At 61.3% G+C, this 17969-nt stretch carries 16 protein-coding genes and 2 tRNA genes; 8 read left to right on the plus strand and 10 right to left on the minus strand.

The genetic code is table 11. From position 1 onward, the window contains the following. Window positions 1-150: 150 nt before the first annotated feature. Together ACWTU8_RS11535 and ACWTU8_RS11540 are read left to right on the plus strand one after the other, a co-directional pair. Window positions 151-1545: a sigma-54-dependent transcriptional regulator gene (locus ACWTU8_RS11535; protein ID WP_455848166.1), complete on the plus strand. Its 1395-nt coding sequence runs from the start codon at window positions 151-153 to the stop codon at window positions 1543-1545. A gap of 218 nt (window positions 1546-1763) precedes the next feature. Beyond that, on the plus strand, window positions 1764-2555 hold the full coding sequence (locus ACWTU8_RS11540; protein WP_455848167.1) for a DUF1614 domain-containing protein: 792 nt from the start codon (window positions 1764-1766) through the stop codon (window positions 2553-2555). Window positions 2556-2814: 259 nt separating this feature from the next. Here ACWTU8_RS11540 and ACWTU8_RS11545 read toward each other — a convergent pair. Next, window positions 2815-2890: transfer RNA gene (locus ACWTU8_RS11545), tRNA-Val, on the minus strand. A 215-nt stretch (window positions 2891-3105) separates the two neighbouring features. On the opposite strand from ACWTU8_RS11545, the gene ACWTU8_RS11550 reads away from it, so the two are divergent. Beyond that, window positions 3106-3182, plus strand: a tRNA-Asp gene (locus ACWTU8_RS11550). A 93-nt stretch (window positions 3183-3275) separates the two neighbouring features. Here the strand turns inward: ACWTU8_RS11550 and ACWTU8_RS11555 are convergent. After that, on the minus strand, window positions 3276-3806 hold the full coding sequence (locus ACWTU8_RS11555) for a DUF1003 domain-containing protein (protein WP_455848168.1): 531 nt from the start codon (window positions 3804-3806) through the stop codon (window positions 3276-3278). A gap of 128 nt (window positions 3807-3934) precedes the next feature. Beyond that, window positions 3935-4435, minus strand: coding sequence for an EF-hand domain-containing protein (locus tag ACWTU8_RS11560; protein ID WP_455848169.1), 501 nt, complete (start codon window positions 4433-4435; stop codon window positions 3935-3937). A 530-nt stretch (window positions 4436-4965) separates the two neighbouring features. On the opposite strand from ACWTU8_RS11560, the gene ACWTU8_RS11565 reads away from it, so the two are divergent. After that, entirely contained in the window at window positions 4966-5751 is a 786-nt protein-coding gene (locus ACWTU8_RS11565) for an ion transporter (RefSeq protein WP_455848170.1), read from the plus strand. Between the two features lie 334 nt (window positions 5752-6085). Here ACWTU8_RS11565 and rbsK read toward each other — a convergent pair whose 3' ends face one another. The 3 genes from rbsK to ACWTU8_RS11580 all read right to left on the minus strand — a co-directional run bounded on the left by rbsK (window position 6086) and on the right by ACWTU8_RS11580 (window position 8625). Further along, a complete protein-coding gene (rbsK, locus tag ACWTU8_RS11570; RefSeq protein ID WP_455848171.1) occupies window positions 6086-7012 on the minus strand; it encodes a ribokinase in 927 nt (308 codons plus the stop codon). A 4-nt stretch (window positions 7013-7016) separates the two neighbouring features. Beyond that, window positions 7017-7469: an RbsD/FucU family protein gene (locus tag ACWTU8_RS11575; protein ID WP_127316286.1), complete on the minus strand. Its 453-nt coding sequence runs from the start codon at window positions 7467-7469 to the stop codon at window positions 7017-7019. 97 nt (window positions 7470-7566) lie between these two features. Further along, window positions 7567-8625 carry an ABC transporter ATP-binding protein gene (locus ACWTU8_RS11580; protein WP_455848172.1) on the minus strand — a complete coding sequence of 353 codons (1059 nt, stop codon included), beginning with the start codon at window positions 8623-8625 and terminating at the stop codon, window positions 7567-7569. 293 nt (window positions 8626-8918) lie between these two features. Between ACWTU8_RS11580 and ACWTU8_RS11585 the strand changes: the two genes are divergently transcribed. From ACWTU8_RS11585 to ACWTU8_RS11595, 3 genes are all read left to right on the plus strand, one after another. Continuing rightward, on the plus strand, window positions 8919-10595 hold the full coding sequence (locus ACWTU8_RS11585) for an ABC transporter substrate-binding protein (protein WP_455848173.1): 1677 nt from the start codon (window positions 8919-8921) through the stop codon (window positions 10593-10595). A 100-nt stretch (window positions 10596-10695) separates the two neighbouring features. Next, window positions 10696-11817 carry a carbohydrate ABC transporter permease gene (locus ACWTU8_RS11590; RefSeq protein ID WP_127209351.1) on the plus strand — a complete coding sequence of 374 codons (1122 nt, stop codon included), beginning with the start codon at window positions 10696-10698 and terminating at the stop codon, window positions 11815-11817. Window positions 11818-11830: 13 nt separating this feature from the next. Beyond that, window positions 11831-12748 (plus strand): carbohydrate ABC transporter permease, encoded by a 918-nt coding sequence (locus tag ACWTU8_RS11595; RefSeq protein ID WP_455848174.1) that lies wholly within the window; start codon window positions 11831-11833, stop codon window positions 12746-12748. 165 nt (window positions 12749-12913) lie between these two features. On the opposite strand, the gene ACWTU8_RS11600 is transcribed toward ACWTU8_RS11595, so the two are convergent. Together ACWTU8_RS11600 and ACWTU8_RS11605 are read right to left on the minus strand one after the other, a co-directional pair. After that, on the minus strand, window positions 12914-13657 hold the full coding sequence (locus ACWTU8_RS11600) for a creatininase family protein (protein WP_455848175.1): 744 nt from the start codon (window positions 13655-13657) through the stop codon (window positions 12914-12916). A 5-nt stretch (window positions 13658-13662) separates the two neighbouring features. After that, window positions 13663-13803, minus strand: a complete 141-nt coding sequence (locus ACWTU8_RS11605) for a hypothetical protein (protein WP_455848176.1) — start codon at window positions 13801-13803, stop codon at window positions 13663-13665. A gap of 133 nt (window positions 13804-13936) precedes the next feature. Here ACWTU8_RS11605 and ACWTU8_RS11610 point away from each other — a divergent pair, with 133 nt between their 5' ends. Further along, a complete protein-coding gene (locus ACWTU8_RS11610; protein WP_455848177.1) occupies window positions 13937-14959 on the plus strand; it encodes an aldo/keto reductase in 1023 nt (340 codons plus the stop codon). An 87-nt stretch (window positions 14960-15046) separates the two neighbouring features. Here the strand turns inward: ACWTU8_RS11610 and ACWTU8_RS11615 are convergent, their stop codons facing one another. Then, the gene (locus tag ACWTU8_RS11615; protein ID WP_023798342.1) at window positions 15047-15319 is read right to left on the minus strand and encodes an HU family DNA-binding protein; all 273 of its coding nucleotides are present in this window, start codon (window positions 15317-15319) and stop codon (window positions 15047-15049) included. A gap of 194 nt (window positions 15320-15513) precedes the next feature. Then, complete coding sequence (gene lon, locus ACWTU8_RS11620; RefSeq protein ID WP_029353488.1) at window positions 15514-17925, minus strand: endopeptidase La; 2412 nt, start codon at window positions 17923-17925, stop codon at window positions 15514-15516. Window positions 17926-17969 lie beyond the last annotated feature (44 nt).

Below are 17969 nucleotides of genomic sequence, written 5' to 3' on the forward strand. Positions count from 1 at the left end.
ACCCGCACCGCCGAACCTTCACGGTCCCGCCTGCTATGGTTTTCGGATCTGGGCCACTTCAGCCACTTGGTGGTTTTCAACCACCTCTGTAGGAGGTAGCGTAAACAAACCAACAGCCAGGATCGCGCAGCCGCCGAAAGTCGAAGTGCGATGAGTGACGAGCTTCTGATCATCGAGGACGACGCCATGCTAGGCATCGACCTCAAACGATATTTCGAACGCGTGGGCTGGAGGACGCGCCTCGTCCGCAGCCTTGAGGAAGCGGGCTCTTTCGTCTTCGGGTCTGGCTATGAAGGGCTCGTCGTGCTGTCGGATCTGCACTTGCCCGACGGTAACGCGCTCGACCTCTTGGAACGTGCCCGCCGCGAGGGCGACAGCCGCGAATGGATATTCCTCACCGGCTTCGGCGAGGCACCCGATGCGGAGCGAGCCAAGCGTCTCGGCGCCTTCGATTTTCTGACCAAGCCAATGGATCGCGAGCGGCTCGAGCGCATCGTTGCCGCAGCGCGGCGCGGCGCGCGCGCCCAGAGGCGGATCGCCGACGAAGCTTCGCAGCAGCGCAATCGCTACAGCCCGGCCGCCTTCATCGGTCGCAGCAAGGATGCCGCGCGCGCACGCGATACGCTTGAAAGGCTGTGCCAAATCCCGCTCAGCAGCGTCATCATCTCGGGGGAGACCGGCACCGGCAAAGGCCTTGCGGCGCGGATCCTGCATCACAGCGGCACGCGCGCCGATGGCCCTCTCGTCGAGGTTAACTGCGCAGCCTTGCCGCGCGACCTCGTGGAGTCCGAGCTTTTCGGCCATGAGGCCGGTGCCTTTACCGGAGCGAAAGGCAGCCATCGCGGCTTCATGGAACAGGCGAGCGAAGGCACACTGTTTCTCGACGAAATCGGCGAACTCAATCTCGACCTTCAGGCAAAACTCCTCAAGGCGCTCGAGGACAAGGCGATCCGCCGCGTCGGCGGCGAGCGGATGATACCCGTCGACGTGCATGTCGTGGTGGCGAGCAACCGAAATCTGCCGGAACTCGTGGCCGAAAAAGCATTTCGGGCGGATCTCTATCACCGCCTCAGCGTTTTCCAGCTCGATCTGCCTCCATTGCGGGCCCGCAAATCGGATATCGACGAGATCGTCGACGGTCTCATTCGCGAGTTCAACGCGATTGCCGGCAAGCGGGTTAAACGCGTTCCTCAATCCGTGCGCGCGCTCCTTGCCGCATACGACTGGCCGGGAAACGTCCGCGAACTGCGCAATGTGGTGGAGCGGTCGGTGCTTCTTTCCACCGGCGAAGAGCTGCCAGGCGAGTGGCTGCAAATCGCGCCGGCCGGTACCCTCCCGAAGACGATGGCTTCAGGCGACGTCATCTCTCTTCCGTTGGACGGCTCCATGACATTCGATGCGATGGAGAAGTTGATAGTGGAGTCGATCCTGCAGCGCGAGGGCTACAATGTCGTGGCGGCAGCGCGGAGGCTTGGCCTCACGCGCGAAACCCTACGGTACCGCATGGCTCGCCATAACCTGCAGCGGCAGAACGCGCCACGCTGAGAGCCACGCAAGCCACCGATGAGTGGTGGATATCCACCTTCCACTCTCCGGTCCCACCCCAATAGCGTAAGCCCGACAAACGCTTAGCCCACTGGCGCGGCGCTTGCTTCCATTGCTGCGGCGGGCCGCTCCGGTTGCCCGCGGGGTAGTCGTTGAATGGAGGCAAATCGGTGCCGGCCATTCCGACAGAACACTCGCCCGTATATCAGGAGGCTTCGATGCGTTTGGGCCAACTTCACTATCTCCCTCTTCCTGCGCCTCTTTTTTTCGCGCTGACGCTGTCGTTCCTTGTTCTGGTGGCGCTGATTCAGCTCGGAGTGTTGCAATATGCGTATACACGCCTCGGTATCAGCGCCCGTGCTGCGCTGCTCCTTCTCCTCGGCTCACTTCTCGGCAGCTACCTCAATCTTCCTCTGGCGGAATTGCCTGGTCAGGAAGTCCTCTCCGGCCGAGTGGTGGATTACTTCGGCATGCGTTATTTCGTGCCAGTCTTCCTCGATTGGCCTGGGACCATCATCGCGGTGAATGTCGGCGGGGCGCTGATCCCGATATTGATGTCGATCTATCTGCTTTCGAAAAACGGACTGTGGGGCCGCGGCTTGCTGGCGACTGCCGTCGTCGCCGCCGTCTGCCACTGGCTGGCTCGACCGGTGCCCGGGCTCGGCATTGCGTTGCCGGTGTTCGTTCCCGCGATCAGCACCGGTCTCGTGGCTCTGCTGCTTTCCCGACAATATGCGGCGCCGCTTGCTTACGTCGGCGGCAGCCTCGGCACACTCGCCGGCGCGGACCTGCTCAATCTCGGAAATCTGCAAGGACTTGGCGCGCCCGTCGCCTCGATCGGCGGCGCCGGAACATTCGACGGGATCTTCGTCACTGCGATCCTTGCCGTGCTCATCGCGAGCCTCTCTCGCGGTCTGCGCGGCTCGCCGTCGAGCCGGCTGGCCTCAGCCGCGACAATGCCGGAAGCGCCTACATACGGACCCCCTGAGGCTGATGGTCGTCACCCATAAATACAAAGGGGGCGCGGGAGTGATTGCCAACATCGGCTCACGCCGAACGTGCTACCTTTCTTATAATGCAGGAGGGCAGCATGGGCGAACTCATTTCGTGGATGATTTACATCGGCCTGAGCGTTTCCACGCTATCTGGCTCGCGTGAGCGCCAGGGTTAGTCCAAATTCCCAGATCCCGGGAGGATCGCCCGCCATTCTTTTCGTTGCGCTTTCAAGCCTAAAGGCCGAAAACCAGAAATTATGATGTGTAATCAAACTGGTGGGCGATGACGGGCTCGAACCGCCGACATCTTCGGTGTAAACGAAGCGCTCTACCAACTGAGCTAATCGCCCGCTCCGGGCCGGACCTTTAAGCAGTTAGGACGGGGTTCGCAAGGCCAAATGAGCGCACGATGCCCTCACCGTTGATCGTTTTCGGCAACAAAATTCGGCTTGTCAAAAAACCTTCTCCTGTTTGCTGTTATGCTGTCGCGCTCCGCTTGACACCCGGTGGCTTACGCCTTATCCACCGCCCCAACGACGAACACGGCTGACCGTGCTCGTCTTGCGCGGGTGTAGCTCAGTTGGTTAGAGTGCCGGCCTGTCACGCCGGAGGTCGCGGGTTCGAGCCCCGTCACTCGCGCCATTTTCAATCACTTAGCTGATTGGAAATGAAGAAAACTCTGAATGCCGGACCGGCAATTCAGATGTTCGTGTCGACCTTGGCATGCAATAAATTCTAGCGTTTGGTCTGATTTTCAGAGACCCGTTCGATTTGGCTCATCACCGCTTGAGGATCGACGTTCTGAGCTAGCTGGGGCAGTTCGTCATCTGCTGGCGTCGGTACCTTCAAACGCTCCGTCAGAGCGGACATCATTTCGATCAGTCGCGTGGTTTCGTGCTCGTTGAGCAGGCTGATTTGCAGATTCAGCTCAGCGCGGCGCTCGCTGAGCTCAGCCATTCTGTTCTGGTTGATCAGTACAAAGGTAGACAGGAAGATCGCCTCAACCGAGGCTACCATTGCCAATATCACAAAACTTGGGTCCCAGGGTGGAATAGCCCGGATCGCCCCAAGGTTCAGCGCAACCCAGACGATCAGGATTGCAAGGTGCAGATACACGAATGACATGCTCCCCGCGAAACGGGAAATGACGCCGGCAATTCGATCTTGAAACGCCCGATGCTGCTCCTGCTCTCGTCGATGGTCAACCAGAGCCTGAATGTTGTTGTGGAGGACCGACTGCATGTCGGCGGATTGTGGCGCGGCCATGGACATCAAGGCCCGACTTGAAGCGCTAGAGGCGCCGGGGTTTTCCCGACAAACTTGCCAACGAGACCAGCCATTTCCGAATTCCTTTCCCGAATTTTCGTCCAGGAACGCGCAAGACTTGCAGTGATTTATTCACCCGTTTCGTCGGCACTTCCGTGGAAGAAGGATCGGATTTCCTCCCTGTCGATGCTGTCATCGCCGTTCTCGTCGACGGCGTTGAATATCCGCCCGATGAAATCCTGAACTTCGGTTTGAGAAAGCGCACCGTCGCCGTCGGCGTCCACTATGGCGAACATCATTCGCATCCGTGCGCCATGCATCATCCCGCCTCCCATTCGGCGCCCGTCATGCGGACCTCTACGGAAATCCCGATGCCAACGGTCGCCACCTCGTCGTTCTGCTCGGGGTCGGCGATGCTCTTGCATTCTCTCCTCCAGCATCTCGGTCATCATCTGACGCATCATATTGCGCATGGAGTCTTCGGTTGGCCCGCTCACTCCTGGCGCTGGCTCTAAGCCACGATCCTGTGCAGGTGCGGCGGGCGCAGGTGAGCTCGTCTGGGATACTGCCGGGGAAGCCAGCATAGCCAACGCCGCGGCAACTGCTGTGGTCTTGCTTGCTAATGTCATCGTATTCTCCTTGGAGAATGGTGGACCGAACGTGTCGGCATCCAAGCCAAACCCGCTGCTCCCCGCATGGTTCCTGGCGAGTTGGTAGATGATCGCTGTGTGCCGGTTCATCCTTCCAGAAAAATGCGGTCCCTACAGCGACATAGCGCAGCGATTCGCTTTAACAGCGGGCCAGAAGCTATTTCCGACCGGCCGTTTGGGCCTTGTGGCGGTGTTCGAGCCCGAGGGGCTCTCGACCCCTGGCGAGTAACGCCTCACACCGGCGGCTTATCCTCCGCCCCAACGACGAACGCGGCTGACACGTTCTCGTCTATGCGCGGGTGTAGCTCAGTGGTTAGAGTGCCGGCCTGTCACGCAGGAGGTCGCGGATGGTCTTGGTTCCTTAATACAAAAGGTTTCGACTTTCAGTTTCCTGAGAGTTTCAACTTTTTGTATTTGTTGCGTTCCAAGCCTGTCATATGCGTTTGAGCATTGGACTTTCCCGAATCCGGTTCCCACTTTGGGTCCGATGCTCTAACGGAGAAGAAGCCTTGGACGCCCTGAAATCGCTTATCGAATCGCGCCATTTCGACCTCACGATCATGGTCCTGATCCTGATCAATGCCGTCACGCTCGGCCTCGAAACCTCGCCCGATGCGATTGCTGTTTTTGGCCCGCTGCTAACAGCCATCGACCGCGCGATCCTCGCCGTCTTCGTGCTCGAACTCGCGATCCGGGTGGTCGTCTACAGGACGAATTTCTTCCGCGATCCATGGCGCATCTTCGACCTTTTCGTCGTCGGTTTCGCGCTCATCCCCGCGACCGGTTCGCTCTCCGTGCTGCGGGCTCTGCGCATCCTGCGGGTCCTGCGCCTGATCAGCATCGTTCCGTCGCTGCGCCGTGTCGTCACCGGCTTCATCACCGCCCTGCCCGGCATGGGCTCGATCATGCTGTTGCTTGGGCTGGTGTTCTACGTCTTTGCGGTGATGGCGACGAAGCTCTACGGCTCGTCCTTTCCCGAACTGTTCGGCGGCATACCGGAATCGCTCTTCACGCTTTTCCAGGTGATGACTCTCGAAGGCTGGTCGGACGGCGTGGTGCGCCCGGTCATGGCGGTCTATCCGACCGCCTGGCTGTTCTTCATCCCCTTCATCATCGCGACCTCGTTCACCGTGCTCAATCTGTTCATCGGCGTGATCGTTTCGGCGATGGAAGCCGAGCATGAGGCCGTAGAATCAGCCGACAGGGCAACGCTGCACAGCGATCAAGCCATCATCCTCGCGGAGTTACACGCGCTGCGGGCAGAGGTTCGCGAATTGTCCGGCGTTCGCGGCTAGATCGCCTCATTCGGCGCGACAGGTACTTCCCCGCGAACATTGCAGAACACAGCCATTCCTATCCGTCGGCGGTCTCTGATGGTGTAGTGCCGTGAAAAAGCCCGCCGCTCCATTTGCGGAGCGGCGGCCCCCCCAGATTACCCCCCGATTGCGAGGTCAAGGTGCCCCCCGGCATTGCTGACCGTGCAATTGCGGCGCCAGACCCAGTGATCCATTACGGGACACCTATGCCAATGACGCAAGATAGGTTTGCCGATTCATATTAACTGTGGCTAATATGTCACCGTGGTCGGAACGGACTAAAGTCGAGGGCGCCGGCGAGGCTGGGGCGGCCTCACCCCTTGGCGAGCAATGCCTCGACCTCTTGTAGCGTCGGCATCGACGGCGCCGTGCCGGGCCGGGTGACCGAAATGCCGGCGACGGCGCAGGCGAAGCGGACCGCTTGCAGCGGTTCCACCTGTCTCGCAAGTGCTGCGGCCAAGCCGCCATTGAAGGCGTCGCCTGCTCCGGTGGTCTCGACCACAGCGCCGGCATTGATCGCGCCGACATAGTCGGAGCGGCTGGCCGTTTGCAATAGCGCGCCTTTGTCGCCGAGTGTTACAATGACCGCGCCGACGCCCTTTTCGAGCAGGCTGTCGGCGGCGCGGCGGGCGTCGTCGATGGAAGACACCTTGATACCGGTCAGTTCCTCGGCCTCGGTCTCGTTCGGCGTGACATAGTCGCAGAGCGTATAGATGCGGTCAGGAAGCTTTGCCGCCGGCGCCGGGTTGAGGATGGTCGTCACGCCTGCCCCGCGCGCGATCTCTAACGCTCGCATCGCCGCCTCGATCGGCTGCTCGAGCTGGGTGACGAAGACGCCCGCCGAGCGGATCAGGCCGGCGTTAGCCTCGATGTCGTCGGGCGAAATCAGCATGGCCGCACCCGGACTGACGATGATGGCGTTGTTGCCGGTGGTCTCCTCGACGAAGATATAGGCCGCACCCGTATAACTCTCCGGCGTGTCGATGACGGCGCTCTTCACCCCGGCCTGCGCCCAGGTCTGCCTAGCCATATCGGCAAAGGGATCGACGCCGAGGCGCGTCAGGAAAGTGATGTCGGCACCGAGACGGCCGGCCGCAACCGCCTGGTTGGAGCCCTTGCCGCCGGGGCCAAGCGTGAAGGAAGTTCCAAGGAGCGTCTCGCCCATGCGCGGCTGGCGGGCGGCGCGGTAGGCAGTGTCGGCGACGAAGACGCCGAGTATGACGACAGGCTTGCCTGGCATCTCCCTACTCCGCATCCGGCGGAACGACGCCCTTGCGGAAGGCGAAACAACCATAGAAGCGGCGCTCGCCGGTCTGGATGACGCAATAGGCCTTTTTGGCACGTTCGTAGAAGGCGTAGCGTTCGACCGAAATCATCGGCCATGGCTTGCCCTCCGCCGCGTCGATCTCGTCTTGCACTTGCCTCTGCACTGCGGGAATCTCGTCCGGCTTGCCGACGATCTCCATGCGGGCGGCCGCATCGTCGACGAAACTGTCCAGCGGATAGAGCGACAGCACCGCCTTGACCACGTCCGCGGCCGGCGCATCGATGCGCAGCAGTCGGCCGAGGACGGTCTGGCGGGCCACCGAATCGGAGGGGAAATTGGTGTCGGCGATGATCAAATCGTCGCCGTGGCCCATCGCCCGCAGCGCCTGGAGCACATCGGCATTGAGCAGCGGATTGATCCCTTTGAGCATGGCATTCCTCCCGAACGGGCTTTTTGATGTGAAACCTAGCGCGTGATCCCGAAAAGTGTTGTCGGTTTCGAATAAGATCATGCGCAAATTCAAAGTGTTAGAGACGACGGCCGGTCTCTGCGTCGAAGAGGTGGACCTGGTCCAGCCGTGGTTTCAGGTGCAGCGTGTCGCCCGGCTTGAAGTCGTGGCGCTCACGGAACAGCGCCACCATCTCGCCCTCGCCGAAACGCAGAAACACCAGCGTTTCGGAACCGGTCGGCTCGACCACCGAAATCTTCGCCGGCACGCCGTCGGGGTGGATTTCGAGATGCTCGGGCCGGACGCCGTAGACAACATTGCGCCCATCCTCCACGGCGCTGTTCGCGGCGATAGGGAACGGCGTCCCGGCGATCTCGACGACAGGCTTGTCGCCCTTGCGCACCACGCCCTTGAGCAGGTTCATCGACGGCGAGCCGATGAAGCCGGCGACGAACAGATTGGCCGGCCGGTCGAACAGTTCCAGCGGCGCGCCGACTTGCTCGATGCGGCCGTCGCGCATCACGACGATCTTGTCGGCCATGGTCATGGCTTCGATCTGGTCGTGCGTGACATAGATGGTGGTGGTCTTCAGCCGCTGGTGCAGTTCCTTGATCTCGGTGCGCATCTGCACGCGCAGCTTCGCGTCGAGATTGGAGAGCGGCTCGTCGAACAGGAACACCTGCGGGTTGCGCACGATGGCGCGGCCCATGGCGACGCGCTGGCGCTGCCCGCCCGAGAGCTGGCGCGGATAGCGCTTGAGATAGGGATTGAGGTCGAGGATATCGGCGGCGCGCTTGACCCGCTCGGCGACCACAGCCGGATCGGTCTTCCGCAGCTTCAGCGCAAAGGCCATGTTCTGCTCGACCGTCTTGTGCGGATAGAGTGCGTAATTCTGGAACACCATGGCGATGTCGCGCTTGGCCGGCGGCAGATGATTGACGACACGGTCGCCGATGGCGATTGTGCCGCCTGAAACGGTCTCCAGCCCCGCCACCATCCTGAGCAGCGTGGACTTGCCGCACCCCGAAGGACCGACCAGCACCACGAACTGCCCGTCGGCGATGTCAACGCTGACATCGTGCAGGACCTTGACGGTTCCGAACGCCTTGGCCACATTGCTGATCGCGACTTGAGCCATGGGCCCCCCTTTCGTTGCGGTGAAGCTAAACAACGCAAACGGCGAGGGCAAGTCAGTCTTTTATAGATAAAAAACCCCATCCTCGTTGACACGGCACTTGGTTGTGAGAATAGTGAAAGGGCTCGGGTTATGACCCTGTTCCGGGCGCGCCGACACGCTCGTCCGGGCCACGGAAATCGAAGTGTCGCGGAGGAAAACTTGGGCCGCTAATTCTAGGAGTCGCTGTTGTTGGGAACACGTCCAGCGCTCCAGACACCCGAAACAATCACCATTGAGATTCTGGGAGGAACGAAATGAAAGTCAGCCTTTACAACCAATTTATGCGCGCGGGTGCCACTCGCCGCGATGTCCTCAAAGGTGCGGCCAGCATGGCCGCGATCGCAGCGGCGTCTGGCGCCGGGCTCGGCGCGCTGACGCGCCCGGCTTCCGCCGCAAGCGAATTGCGGGCGCAGATCCTGCAAATCCCCGGTGTCGGCAAGGGCCAGCCGACCGATGCCGACTTTCAGCAGGTCGGCGAGCTCTGCCTGGAGGCGACCAAGGCCAATGTCAAGGAGGGCGAGTTCGCCGGCGTTGAGCTCAGTTTCATGGGACTCAACAACCAGAACCTGCACAATGTGCTGTTCCGCGGCTTCCTGAAGCCGTGGGAGGCCTATACCGGCGCCAAGATCAACTGGATCGACCTGGCGCAGGCCGACTACAATCCGCGTCTGCAACAAGCGATCGCAACCAACACCATCGACTTTGATATAGTCGAGATGGGCGCACCGTTCGAGGGCGATGTCTGCGGCAAGGGCCTGACCTCGGAAATGCCTGATTGGGTCAAGAAACAAATCGATATGGACGACTTGGTGGCCTATCTGAAGCCGCCGGTCGGCACCTGGGACGGCAAGCAGTACCGCGTCACCGTCGACGGCGACGCGCATAACTTCAACTACCGCACCGACGTGTTCGCCGATGCCGGACTGGCAGAAGCCTGGAAAGCTGACAGCGGTGACAAGGCGGGCTTGACGGAATGGGGTGTGCCGAAGACCTGGCAGCAGGTTCAGGCGGTGACCAAATTCCTCAAGGGCAAGCAGTTCCAGGGGCAGGACGTCTTTGGTTATCTCGACGCGCCCAAGCCCTGGGGCGGTTTCGGTTTCTATTTCCTCGGCAGCCGCGCTTCCGCCTATGCCAAGCATCCCGACGACAAGGCCTGGCTGTTCGATCCGGATACGATGAAACCGCGCCTCAACAACCCAGCCTGGGTGCGTGCGATCCAAGACGTGATCGATGCGCTGCCTTCCGAACCACCGGACCAGATCAATGCCGATCCGAACCAGACCTGTTTCTCGCAATTCCTGGGCGGCACCGGCTCGATGCTGGCCTGGTGGGGAGACGCCGGCTCGAATGCGAAGACCAACGACAGTTCGGTGGTCGGCGACGTCACCGGCTTCTCGATCTTGCCCGGCTCTGACGATGTCTACAATTCGAAGACAGGCGCCTGGGACAAGCTCGCCAGCGGTCCGAACTATGCACCGAACTGCGCCTATCTCGGCTGGGGCGTCTATGTCATGGCCCGCGTCGATTCCGACGAAAAGAAGAAAAAGGCGGCATGGTCCGCCGCCGCCCATCTCGGCGGCAAGGACCTGTCGCTCTGGTGCGCGGCATACCCGTCCGGCTTTCAGCCCTACCGCAACTCGCATTTCGACATTCCGGAATGGGTGGCGGCCGGTTACGACGAGGCGTTCATCGCCTCGTACCTGAAGTCGGAGGCCGACAGCTACAACCATCCGAACGCCGCGATTGAGCCGCGAATCCCCGGCATCTTCCAGTATTACAGTGCCGCCGAGGACATTCTGGCCAACACGTTCGCCGGCAAGATGACGGCGCAGGAAGGCGCCGATGCCATCGCAGCCGCCTGGGAGAAGCTGACCGACCAGATCGGCCGCGAAAACCAGATCAAGCTCTACAAGGCCTCGCTCGGCATGTAGGCTGAGACTATGGTGAACCTTGGTCCGGCGACGCAAAGCCGCCGGACTGCACCTTGACCGGCCAGCCGGTCATGAAGCCTTCAGTGAACGGACGAGACGCGTGGCTGAACAGACCTTGCCCACCGATGCGTGGCCGGCAAACGCCGCTCCATCCGATCTGATCTCGCCGGGCCGCAAGCGGCTCGGCCGCGCGTTGATGGCCGCTGCGACGCTCGGCCTACTGGCAGTGATCGCAGTTCAGATCCTCTACAAGACCGAGGTCGACACGATCGGCTTCGAGACATGGCGGCCAGTCGTCTATGCCTATGTGCTGTGGGGCGTTGCGCTTGGTATCGGCCAGGTGCTGACGCGTGGCGAAGACGGCCAGCGCGCGCTGTTCCTGCTACCGGCGCTTTTGTTCACCATTGCCATGGTGATCTTCCCGACACTGTTCGGCTTCTACATCGCGCTGACCGACTGGAATCTCTCTTCCTTCGCCGGCCGCAAGTTCAACGGGCTCGACAATTTCTGGCAGATGCTGGCCGACCCCTACTACCGCAACGCGCTGTTCAACATGGTGCTCTATGTGCTCGCGGTCTTTGTCGAATATGTCATCGCCTTCGGGCTGGCGCTGCTGCTCAACGCGCAAATCCGGGCGCGCAAATTCTTCCGCGTCGTCTTCCTGCTGCCGCTGATGCTGTCGCCGGTCGCGGTGTCGTGGATGATCGGCAAATCGCTGATGGAATACCGCTTCGGCCCGGCCGCAACGCTGGCGCGCTATCTCGGCTGGGACAATCCGACCTTCTTCTCGAATCCGATCACCGCCCGCATCTCGATCATGGTGCTCGATGCCTGGACCTTCATCCCTTTCATGATGATCATGCTGCTCGCCGGCCTGCAGGCGATGTCGCGCGAGGTGCTCGAGGCCGCTAGGGTAGACGGCGCCAATGCCTGGCAGACCTTCTGGCAGGTCACCTTCCCGCTAATGCTGCCGGTTTCGGTGACGGCGGTCATCCTGCGCATCATCTTCAAGCTGAAGCTTGCCGACATCATCATCACCGTCACCTCGGGCGGCCCAGGCGGCGCGACCGATTCCGTCTCGAGCTTCATCTACCGCGAGTATCGCGACCGCTCGAATGTCGGCTACGGCACCATGCTGGCGATGGCTTATTTGATCATCATCATCGTGTTCGTGACGTGGTTGTTGAAATTCGCCAACCGCTTCGTGCGCAACGTCAATTGATAGGGGCGGCGACATGAGCGTCCAGACCACCGACTACGCCGCTTCCGAAATCCGCTCGCCGGCGAGCTTTTTCGCCAACCGCGTCTTCGTCTATGGCGCGCTGGTGTTCTGGGCCTTCATCTGCCTGTTCCCGATCTACTGGACGATAACCACCTCGTTCAAAACCGCGGTCGACGTCACCCAGGGCCATCTCATCCCCTTCGTCGACTTCCGGCCGGACTGGAAGGGCTGGCGCTCGCTCGGCCTGTCGCCGGACTCGATCTTCCGGACCTCGACGGTGCGCGACGAGTTCATCAAGCGCTTCATGAACTCGGTCATCACCTCGGTCGGCGCATCGAGCCTCGCCATTGTTATTGGCAGTCTCGCGGCCTACGGCCTCACCCGCTATCGCTATCACTTCGCCTGGTTCAAGAACGAGGACATCTCCTTCTTTTTCCTGTCGCAGCTGATCCTGCCGCCGGTCGTGCTCGCCCTGCCCTTTCTCGTGCTGTACCGGGAAGTCGGCATGCTCGACACGCGCATCGGGCTGATCCTGCTCTACACGCTGATGGTGCTGCCGATCGTCATCTGGATCATGCGCGACCAGTTCAATTCGATCCCGGTCGAACTGGAGGAAGCAGCCCTCGTCGACGGCCTGTCGATCTGGGGCGCCTTCTTCCGCATCGTCATGCCGATTGCGCTGCCGGGCATGGTTGCCGCATTCATCCTGGCGATGGTGCTGTGCTGGAACGAGTATTTCTTCGCCGCACTTCTGACCTCGACCGACGCCAAGACCATTCCCGTGATGGTGGCGAGCCAGACCGGTTCGCAAGGCATCAACTGGTGGTCGATGGCGGCGCTGGCCACCGCCGCAATCACGCCGCTTGCCGTCATCGGCATCGCGCTGGAGCGCTATCTGATCATGGGCATGACTGCCGGCGCGGTGAAGTAGCGGCTCCTTCTTGCCATCTCCCCTTGTGAAGGGGGATCGGCGCGTAGCGCCGAGACGGATGAGGGGTGCTGGAAGAAATGAGGCGTAGCGCTCCCTGGAACACCTCTCACCCGGCCGAGCTTCGCTCGGCCACCTTGTCCCACAAGGGGAGAAGGAAGAACCGCGCTAGGCCCTCAACATCGCCCGCAGGTGATCGAGTATCATCGCGACGCCCTTTTGCCCCAGTTCAATCGAGGCCTCAGGGGCGCTCGCCGTGTACCATCCCGTATTGTCGGTAAAATTTCCGGCGTCCACCGCTTCCGGGCATAGCGCCAGCATCAGCGACGTCTCGCCGATGCCGGCATGATCGAACGGATACTGGCCGTTGATTGCTGCCGGCATCAGCGGATGCACCCGTATCCAGTTGAAGAAATTGGCGCCTTCGGCATGTTCGGCATAATAGCCTGCCATAGCGTCGGAGCCCCACCAGCCCTCGCCGCGCTCCTTCTCCAGAAAACGGAAGATCGCCTGGCGGCCGGCGGTCTTGAAGGCGAGATCGGTCGGCATGCCCGCAACAAAATTCTCGGTCTGGTGATGGATGATGGCGTGGATGTTGCGAAAGCCGATGCGCAGCAGGCTGTAGAACAGTTCATCCGCGAACGGCGCCAACGCATTGCCGCCGACCTGAACCGAGCCATTGCCCTCCGGCGGCGCCACCGCGTAGCTCGCCGCGCCATAGTAGAACGGCGGCAGGATGACGATGTCGGCTTCTTTTTCGAACAGCTCCAGCATCTTGACGACTGCCAGCGTATCCATGCCGACGGCCATGTGCTCACCGTGGTATTCGAGCACGCCGAGCGGGAGCACGACCGGCCAGTTTTCGGCGATCGCCTTGCGGATCTGGTGCGGCAGCATCAGCTCGTAGCGCATGACGCCTACTCCATGTTGGTGTGGCGGGCGGCGTCGATGCGGCTCTCGCCGATCCGAGCCACCACAGTGCCAAGCTCGTCGAGCGCAACCCCGAACAGGTTTTTGCCAGCAAATGGAACCGGAGCCTGCCTGAATGTTTGGGCCACGTTTTTCCCCGAACAGGTTGTTTTTGCTCATGCTATCACCGTGAAAATCCGTGTCCAATGGCTCGGAGTGCTTTTGCAGTGCCCCAGGCGTGATAGTGTCATGGCAATTGCGTAGGTGAGGAAACGGCAGGACATGAAGACACGGCATTTCGACCGCATCGGCAATGGCGGCATCGCGTTCACGGAACTCGGCTTCGGCACGGCGCCGCTGGGAAACCTCTATCGCGCTGTCTCCAACGAGGATGCCAACGCCACCTTGGAGACCGCCTGGCGAGTGGGCTGCCGTTACTACGACACCGCGCCACTCTACGGGCTTGGCCTGTCGGAAACGCGACTCAATCCGTTCCTGCGTTCGAAAAAGCGCGACGACTTGGTGCTGTCGAGCAAAGTCGGCCGCATCATGCGCGCCTGCCCGCCGGACCAACGCACCGGCATCGGCAAGTTCTTCGACACGCCGTCGCGCCGCGAGGTCTACGACTACAGCTATGACGGCGTCATGCGCTCCTTCGAAGCCTCGCTCGAGCGCCTCGGCGTCGACCGCATCGACATCCTTTTCGTGCATGATCTCGACATCTTCACCCATGGCAGTAAGGAGGCCTCGGACCAACGCATCGAGGAGTTCATGCGCTCGGGCTATTACGGGCTGCTGGCCTTGCGTGACCAGGGCGTCATCAAGGCATTCGGCGGCGGCATCAACGAATGGCAGGTTGCCCAGACACTTGCCGAGCGTGGCGACTTCGACCTTTTCCTGCTTGCCGGGCGCTATACGCTGCTGGAGCAGGAGGCGCTGCAATCCTTCCTGCCGCTATGCCAGAAGCGCGGCATCGGCATCGTTCTCGGCGCGCCGTATAATTCCGGCATCCTGGCAACCGGACCGAAGCCCGGCGCCTATTACAATTATTCCGAGGCGCCGCAGGACATCCTCGACCGCGTCGCGCGCATCGAGGCCATTTGCAAACGCCACGGCGTGCGCCTGATCGAGGCGGCATTGCAATTTCCGCTACTGCACCCTTCGGTCGTGTCGGTGATCCCCGGCGGCCAGCGGCCGGGCGAGGTCGAAAGCAACCGGTCGCTGCTCGACGCGAAACTGCCATCGGCACTCTGGGCCGATCTCAAAAAGGAAGGGCTGATGCGCGCGGATGCGCCGACGGCATAGAGCCGTCCGCTGCCCGCCAAAGCGGGTGCAAAGGAAAAGCCGGGGAATGCCCGGCTTTTCTGGTCTCTGAAAAGGGTAAGAAGGCGCTTAGTTGACTGCGTCCTTGAGGCCCTTGCCGGCCGAAAACTTCGGCACGGTGCGCGCCGGAATCTGCACTTCCGCGCCGGTCTGCGGATTGCGGCCGGTCGAGGCAGCGCGTTTTGACACTGTGAAATTTCCGAAGCCGACAAGCCGGACATCGCCGCCCTTCTTCAGTTCGCCGGTGATGACGGAGAACACCGCATCAACCGCCGACTGCGCGTCACCCTTCGAAATACTCGCGGCATCGGCGACAGCGGACACCAGTTCGTTCTTGTTCATAAAAATTCCCTTCCATGAGAAACCGGAACGTACGACTCATCCGGCAGGAAACGGACTTTAGAAAGAAGCGCTTCCGCAACCAAGTCGAAAAGCGTCAAACGAGTCGAAAAAACCCCGGAATTCCGGGGTTTTTCACATGAAAAAGCCGGGCGCTAGGCCCGGCTCTCTCTTGTGCATTGCAACTTTAGCAGTAACTAATGGGCGAGTGACTTGCCGGCGTCGTCCCCGGCATCCACCGCAGCCGGCGCATTGGCTGGTTCGACCCAGTCGATCGGCTCCGGCATACGCACCAGCGCATGGCGCAAGACTTCACCAACCCGCGCGACCGGAACGATCTCCATACCGTTCTTTACGTTGTCCGGAATCTCCGCCAGATCCTTGGCGTTGTCTTCCGGGATCAGCACCTTCTTGATGCCGCCGCGCAGCGCTGCAAGCAGCTTCTCCTTGAGCCCGCCGATCGGCAGCACCCTGCCGCGCAGCGTGATCTCGCCGGTCATCGCCACATCGGCCCTGACCGGGATGCCGGTCAGCACCGAGACGATCGCCGTCGCCATCGCCACACCCGCCGACGGTCCGTCCTTGGGCGTTGCGCCCTCGGGCACGTGGACGTGGATGTCGCGCTTGTCGAACAGCGGCGGCTCGACGCCGAAATCGATAGCCCGCGAGCGGACGTAGGAGGCCGCCGCCGAGATCGATTCCTTCATCACGTCGCGCAGATTGCCGGTCACGGTCATGCGGCCCTTGCCGGGCATCATGACACCTTCGATCGTCAGCAACTCGCCGCCGACTTCCGTCCAGGCAAGCCCGGTGACGACGCCAACCTGATCGTCGGCCTCGACCTGACCGAAGCGGAAGCGCGGAACACCAAGGTAATCGGCGAGATTGTCCGCTGTGATGTCGACCGTCTTCTTCTTGGTCTTCAGGATCTCTGTCACCGCCTTGCGGCCGAGCTTCATCAGCTCGCGCTCCAGGCTCCTGACGCCTGCTTCACGGGTGTAGGTCTGGATGATGCCGCGGATCGCGTCCTCGCCGACGGAGAACTCCTTCGGCTGCAGGGCGTGATCGCGGATCACCTTGGGCATCAGGTGACGCTTGGCGATCTCGATCTTCTCGTCCTCGGTGTAGCCGGCGATACGGATGATCTCCATGCGGTCCATCAAGGGCGCAGGAATGTTCAGCGTGTTCGCCGTCGTCACGAACATCACACTCGACAGGTCGTATTCGACCTCGAGGTAGTGGTCCATGAACGTCGAGTTCTGCTCGGGATCGAGCACCTCAAGCAAGGCCGACGACGGGTCGCCGCGGAAATCCTGGCCCATCTTGTCGATCTCGTCGAGCAGGAAGAGCGGGTTGGACTTCTTCGCCTTCTTCATCGACTGGATGACCTTGCCGGGCATCGAGCCGATATAGGTGCGCCGGTGACCACGGATCTCGGCCTCGTCGCGCACGCCGCCCAGCGCCATGCGGATAAACTCGCGGCCGGTCGCCTTGGCGATCGACTTGCCGAGCGAGGTCTTGCCGACGCCGGGAGGTCCGACGAGGCACAGGATCGGCCCCTTCAGCTTCTTCTGGCGACTCTGCACGGCGAGATATTCGACGATACGGTCCTTGACCTTGTCGAGGCCGAAATGGTCGGTGTCGAGCACGTTCTGCGCGAAGGCCAGATCCTGCTTGACCTTGGAGTTCTTGCCCCACGGTATCGACAGGATCCAGTCGAGATAATTGCGCACGACAGTCGATTCAGCCGACATCGGCGACATCGTCCGCAACTTCTTCAGTTCGGCTTCCGCTTTTTCGCGGGCCTCCTTGGAGAGCTTGGTCTTCTTGATGCGCGCCTCGATCTCGGCGGCCTCGTCGCGGCCGTCCTCGCCCTCGCCGAGCTCCTTCTGGATCGCCTTCATCTGCTCGTTGAGGTAGTATTCGCGCTGGGTCTTCTCCATCTGGCGCTTGACGCGCGAACGGATGCGCTTCTCCACCTGCAGGACGGAGATTTCGGCTTCCATGAAGCCCATCGCCTTTTCCAGCCGCTCCTTGACCGAAAGCGTGGCCAGCATCTCCTGCTTCTCGGGGATCTTAATGGCAAGATGCGAGGCAACCGTATCGGCGAGCTTGGAATAGTCGTCGATCTGGCTGGCGGCACCCACCACTTCGGGCGAGATCTTCTTGTTCAGCTTGACGTAGTTCTCGAAGTCGGTGACGACGGAACGGGCCAGCGCCTCGACCTCGACCTCTTCCTCATCCGGTTCGACCAGCGCCGTGGCGCGGGCCTCGTGGAAGTCGGGACGGTCGGTGAACGAAACGATTTTCGCGCGCGAAGCGCCTTCCACCAGCACCTTCACGGTGCCGTCCGGCAGCTTCAGCAATTGCAGCACATTGGCGAGCGTGCCGATGTCGAAGATGGCATCGGCCTCGGGATCGTCATCGGCGGCATTCATCTGGGTCGCAAGCAGGATCTGCTTTTCCTGACCCATCACCTCCTCCAGCGCCTTGATCGACTTTTCACGCCCGACGAAGAGCGGAACGATCATGTGCGGGAACACCACGATGTCGCGCAGTGGGAGGACTGCGAAGACGCCGTCGCTGGGAGCCCTGGATATTTTGGCCATTGTCCAACCTTTCTTGTCGCGACTGCCAATCGGCCAACCGCGAA

The sequence above is a fragment of the Mesorhizobium sp. BHbdii genome (genome assembly GCF_053848045.1).